The sequence below is a fragment of the uncultured Novosphingobium sp. genome, assembly GCF_964277725.1.
GTDB classification, from domain to species: domain Bacteria; phylum Pseudomonadota; class Alphaproteobacteria; order Sphingomonadales; family Sphingomonadaceae; genus Novosphingobium; species Novosphingobium fluoreni.
Genome location: NZ_CAXYKL010000269.1, coordinates 1 through 4,376, shown reverse-complemented (window position 1 = coordinate 4,376; position 4,376 = coordinate 1). Strand labels below are relative to the sequence as shown.

6 protein-coding genes and 1 pseudogene are annotated in these 4,376 nt (G+C 63.6%); 4 read left to right on the top strand and 3 right to left on the bottom strand.

Features of this window, described 5'->3' with window-relative positions; genetic code table 11:
- Positions 1-666, top strand: a 666-nt coding sequence (locus ACHWRX_RS15045) for a TonB-dependent receptor domain-containing protein (protein ID WP_394659793.1), incomplete at its 5' end; no start/stop codon positions are given.
- A gap of 110 nt (positions 667-776) precedes the next feature.
- On the opposite strand, the gene ACHWRX_RS15040 is transcribed toward ACHWRX_RS15045, so the two are convergent.
- Positions 777-1,187, bottom strand: a complete 411-nt coding sequence (locus ACHWRX_RS15040) for a nuclear transport factor 2 family protein (protein WP_394659792.1) — start codon at positions 1,185-1,187, stop codon at positions 777-779.
- Between the two features lie 105 nt (positions 1,188-1,292).
- Here ACHWRX_RS15040 and ACHWRX_RS15035 point away from each other — a divergent pair, with 105 nt between their 5' ends.
- Genes ACHWRX_RS15035 through ACHWRX_RS15025 form a run of 3 tightly spaced genes read left to right on the top strand, consistent with a single transcriptional unit; the run spans position 1,293 to position 3,115 of the window.
- Positions 1,293-2,300: an NADP-dependent oxidoreductase gene (locus tag ACHWRX_RS15035; RefSeq protein WP_394659791.1), complete on the top strand. Its 1,008-nt coding sequence runs from the start codon at positions 1,293-1,295 to the stop codon at positions 2,298-2,300.
- Positions 2,301-2,304: 4 nt separating this feature from the next.
- Positions 2,305-2,655 (top strand): Rieske (2Fe-2S) protein, encoded by a 351-nt coding sequence (locus tag ACHWRX_RS15030; RefSeq protein ID WP_183616009.1) that lies wholly within the window; start codon positions 2,305-2,307, stop codon positions 2,653-2,655.
- Between the two features lie 34 nt (positions 2,656-2,689).
- Positions 2,690-3,115 carry a nuclear transport factor 2 family protein gene (locus tag ACHWRX_RS15025; RefSeq protein ID WP_058737335.1) on the top strand — a complete coding sequence of 142 codons (426 nt, stop codon included), beginning with the start codon at positions 2,690-2,692 and terminating at the stop codon, positions 3,113-3,115.
- A 61-nt stretch (positions 3,116-3,176) separates the two neighbouring features.
- On the opposite strand, the gene ACHWRX_RS15020 is transcribed toward ACHWRX_RS15025, so the two are convergent.
- Entirely contained in the window at positions 3,177-3,944 is a 768-nt protein-coding gene (locus tag ACHWRX_RS15020; protein ID WP_394659790.1) for an SDR family NAD(P)-dependent oxidoreductase, read from the bottom strand.
- A gap of 89 nt (positions 3,945-4,033) precedes the next feature.
- Positions 4,034-4,376: pseudogene (locus ACHWRX_RS15015) on the bottom strand (TonB-dependent receptor); the annotation flags it as partial.

Here is a 4,376-nt window from a genome sequence, read left to right as displayed (position 1 = left end):
TACAGCTACAAGTACCGCGATCTGCAGGTAGACTTCTTCAACTCGCCGATCTTCGCATTCCAGACCTTGACCGCCGACGCGCGTACCAAGGGTGCCGAGTTCGAGTTCGAATTCGCCCCGCGTTCGCTCGACGGGTTCAGCGTGCATGGATCGATTAACTACAATCGCGCGCGTTATACCAACTTCCCGCTCGCGCCTTGCTATGCGGGCCAGAGGCCGGGTGAGGGCTGTAATCTTGCGCTGAACGCCGCCACCAACAACTTTACGCGCCAGAACCTGAACGGTGCACCGCTGTCGGTGGCCCCGGAATGGACCGGCACGCTGGGCGCCAATTACGATGCCGAGATCGGCAATGGCCTGAAGTTCGGTATGTCCGCCGATGCCCGCTACAGCGATAGCTACATCGCCTCGGGCTTCGGCAATCCGGACTCCCGCCAGGGAAGCTACGTCAACCTAGATGCCTCGGTCCGCTTCGGCGCCAGCGATGACAAGTGGCAGATTGCCCTGATCGGCAAGAACCTGACCAATCGCTTCTACGTAACGGGTGTGGTCGATGGTCCTTCGACCGGCAGCGGCACCGGCACGCCGGCCGGCATCCACGCCGATCAGCTGGGCTTCGCCACGTTGCCCCGCACGGTGGTGCTGCAGGTTTCCACGCGCTTCTGATCGGGCGCACCGCCGCCGATATTTCGGACATAAGAAAACCGGGTCGACGCAATGTCGGCCCGGTTTTGTCTTGCGTACGTGCTTCCGGCTGAGGCCGGGAGCGACAGGGATCAGGCCAGGGCGGCCTTGGCCTTCACAGCGGCCCAGAACGGTGCGGCGTCGTAGTAGAACGGCTTGATCTCGCAGCATTTGCCATCCCGGAAGCGGAAGACCTCGCACAGCTCGGCCGGGGCCAGTGCAGGATCGGCGAAGCGGAACGAGAGCAGGGTGACGGCATACTCCTTGCCTGCGGTCGTCTCGATCCGGTCCAGCCCGGCCACATCGCAAAGGCCCATGACCTTGGTGAACAGATCGCGAAATCCGTCCCTGCCATGATACGTACCGGCCATGGGCAGATCATCGGCCTCGGTGATGAAGAAATCGTCCGTCACCATCGCTGACGCCGCGTTCCAATCGCCGGTTCCCGTCGCCTGATACAGGCGGTCCACAAAGGCGATCATCTCGTCAGGCGTCATGGTCATGATAATACTCCTCTTCCGTCCGGCAATCTGACGCAGGCATGGCTGGCGGAAACCTAGCGTTTCGGCCAGCATATCGCAGCGGCGCGCCTGCCTAAGCTGCGGGGTATGGGAAGAGTGAGACAGATCGTGTTGGCGCGGCGGCCCGTGGGCGTGCCCGTGGTAGAGGATTTCCGCCTGGAGGAGACGGCGATGCCGGAACTCGGCGAAGGGGAGCTGCTCGTCAGGATGCGGGTTGGTTCGGTCGATCCGGCGATCCGTGGCTTTCTGGACGATCGGCCCAGCTATATCGAGCCCGTCGCGATCGATGCCCCGATCAAGGGCATGTCGCTGGGCGAAGTCGTGGCTTCACGGAACGCCGACTACCCGGAAGGCACCCTGGTGCGCGCCTTCGCAACATGGTCCGATCACTACGTCCTTTCGGACCAGAGCTGGGGGATCGAGAAGGTCCAGCCACAACCCGGCGCTGACCTGCATCATTACATGGGGGCGCTTGGCCCGGTGGGTCTCACCGCCTGGGTCGGCCTGTTTACCATCGGCGAAGCGAAGCCGGGCGAAACCGTACTCGTCAGCGCGGCGGCCGGGGCTACCGGCTCCACCGTGGGGCAGATCGCCAAGGCGGTCGGCTGCAAGGTGATCGGCCTGGTCGGCTCTGAAGAGAAGGCGCAGGTCGTCCGCGATCTCGGCTTCGATGCCGCGATCGATTACCGCGCCACGCCTGATATCGCTGCAGAGATTGCCAAGGCCGCGCCCGACGGCGTGGACGTATTCTTCGACAATGTCGGCGGCGAGACGCTGGAGGCGGTGCTGCCCTTGATGCGCCTGCATGGCCGCGTGGCGGTGTGCGGCATGATCGGGCAATACAACGATGCCGACCACCCATTCGGCGTGAAGACGCTGTGGCAGCTGGTGGTCAATCGCATCAAGATGCAGGGCTTCATCACCTTCGACTATCCCGAAGTGCTGGCGCAGGCGCAGGCCGAGCTGGATGGTTGGGTGGCCGAGGGCAAGCTGCGCCCGCTGGCCAACTTGCGCGATGGGTTCGAGAGCTTGCCCGAAGCGTTCATCGATCTCATGTCTGGCCGCACGATTGGCAAGACATTGGTCAGGATCTGAACGCATGGAAGAGGTTTGGCATAGCATCGCGTCTGAAAGCGAGTTTCCCGAGGACGGTAAGCTGGCCGTGACGCTGGGAGGGTGGAGCGTGCTGATCGTGCGCACCGACGACGGCTTCCACGCTTTCAACGATCGTTGCACGCATCAAGCTGCGTTGCTCTCGTCCGGTCGCGTACGGCGCGGGGCGATCATGTGCCCGTTGCACGGCGCGCGCTTCGATGTGGCGACCGGGCAATGCATCGGCGGGGCATACGCGGACTTGCGGACGTTCCCCCTGCGCAGCGAAGCCGGGAAGCTGGAAGTGGCGGTGCCCGCGGTTCCGCCGGGCCCTCAGGAGCGACCCGTGGCTGGCTGATCCCCTGCAAACGATAACAACGACGGAGACGAGGATGCCTTTCACCGGACCTTTCGAGGATCGCCTGGCCATTCGGGAATTGCTGGAGGCGTACGCCGACGCGGTGACGCGTAATGATGCCGAAGCTTGGAGCGCCACCTTCGCCGAGGATGCGGAGTGGGCCTTGCCCGACTATCCCGAGATCGGGACGACGCATGGCAAGGCTGCGATCGTGGCGATGTGGAAAGAGGCGATGAAGCAGTACCCCGGCATCATGTTCGAAGCCTGGCCCGGCTCGATCGAAGTGCAGGGCGATCATGCGACGATGCGCAGCTATACTGCCGAAGTGTACGACCAGGGCGAGATGACGGTGCGCGATCGCGGCGTGTACGAGGATACGTGCGTCAAGCAGGACGGGCGCTGGCTGTTCAAGAGCCGCTCGTTCCGCAAGCTCCACCGCCAGCAAGGCCCGCGGGGATAATGATGCGAGGGCGACCTCGTGCGGGCCGGATCTGCTCCGCACGAGGCCGCCGCGCTGATCGTCACATGGCGGTGGTGCCGCCGTCCACCACGAACTCGCAACCGGTGATGTAGCCTGCCTCGTCGCTGGCCAGGAACAGGTTCATGTTGGCGATGTCCAGCGGGCTGCCCATGCGCTGCATTGGAATTGCCGAGACGATCTGCTTGAAGCCTTCCGGGTTGTCCCGGCGCGCCACGTCCTGCATCGCCGTCTCGATCATGCCGGGATGCACCGAATTGCAGCGAATGTTATCAGCCGCGCATTCCAACGCCACGACCTTGGAGAACAGCCGTACCCCGCCCTTCGCGGCGGCATAGGCCCCGCACATCGGCACACCGATCAATCCCGCCACCGAGGACAGGTTCACGATCGAGCCGCCCTGGCCGACCTTTCGCATCAGTGCCACGGCGCGCTGGGTGCCGAAGAACACGCTATCGAGATTGACCTTGTTCTGCCGCTCCCAATCGGCTGCGGTCAGCTTGTCCAAGGGCTTGAGGACGGCGATCCCCGCATTGTTGACCAGCACGTCCAGGCGGCCGTGGTTCTGTTCTATCGTGCCGATGACTTCGTCCCATGAAGCCTCACTGGTCACGTCCTGCTGCAGCGCCTGGGCATGCCCGCCCGCCTGCTCGATCTGCGCGACGACTTCATCGGCGCCTGCCTTGTCGAGATCGGTGACGTAGACGAACGCGCCTTCCTCGGCAAAGCGCTGTGCCGTGGCTGCACCCAATCCTCGCATTCCGCCTGCGCCTGTCACCAAGGCGATCTTGTCTTCCAGCCGACCCGTCATGGTATGTCCTTTCCCTAAAACGCGAAAATGCGTGCAGGCTGAGGGAAACCTGCACGCATCTCCGAAAGCATCCGGCTATCCCGAATGCATCAATACTTGATACCCAGCGTCAGGCCATAGCTGCGCGGTTCGCGGGCATTGCCGAAAGAGAACAGACCGCCGACGGTGAAGCCGTGCGTGGGGCCACGGTCATCCAGCAGGTTGCGGCCGAAGGCGGTCAGGTGCGCTTCGGCGCCCGCCACGTTGAAGCGCGTCGTCAGGCTGGCATCAAGCAGGTTTTGCTTGTCCGTGCGCACGCGGGGATCGTTGCCGGTGACGATGGCGGGGCCGGTGGTGGTGTTGCCCGTCAGCCCGGCGATCGAAATCTGCTGATCGTAACGGTCGATGAAGCGGTAGCCGATGTTGCCCACGATCTCACCGAACGATGTCGGC

What these genes read in the sequence shown, in the direction of transcription:
- ACHWRX_RS15025 (WP_058737335.1), top strand. Translation starts at nt 2,690, where the DNA reads ATGCCTTTCACCGGACCTTTCGAGGATCGCCTGGCCATTCGGGAATTG.
- ACHWRX_RS15030 (WP_183616009.1), top strand. Translation starts at nt 2,305, where the DNA reads ATGGAAGAGGTTTGGCATAGCATCGCGTCTGAAAGCGAGTTTCCCGAG.
- ACHWRX_RS15035 (WP_394659791.1), top strand. Translation starts at nt 1,293, where the DNA reads ATGGGAAGAGTGAGACAGATCGTGTTGGCGCGGCGGCCCGTGGGCGTG.
- ACHWRX_RS15040 (WP_394659792.1), bottom strand. Translation starts at nt 1,187, where the DNA reads ATGACCATGACGCCTGACGAGATGATCGCCTTTGTGGACCGCCTGTAT.
- ACHWRX_RS15020 (WP_394659790.1), bottom strand. Translation starts at nt 3,944, where the DNA reads ATGACGGGTCGGCTGGAAGACAAGATCGCCTTGGTGACAGGCGCAGGC.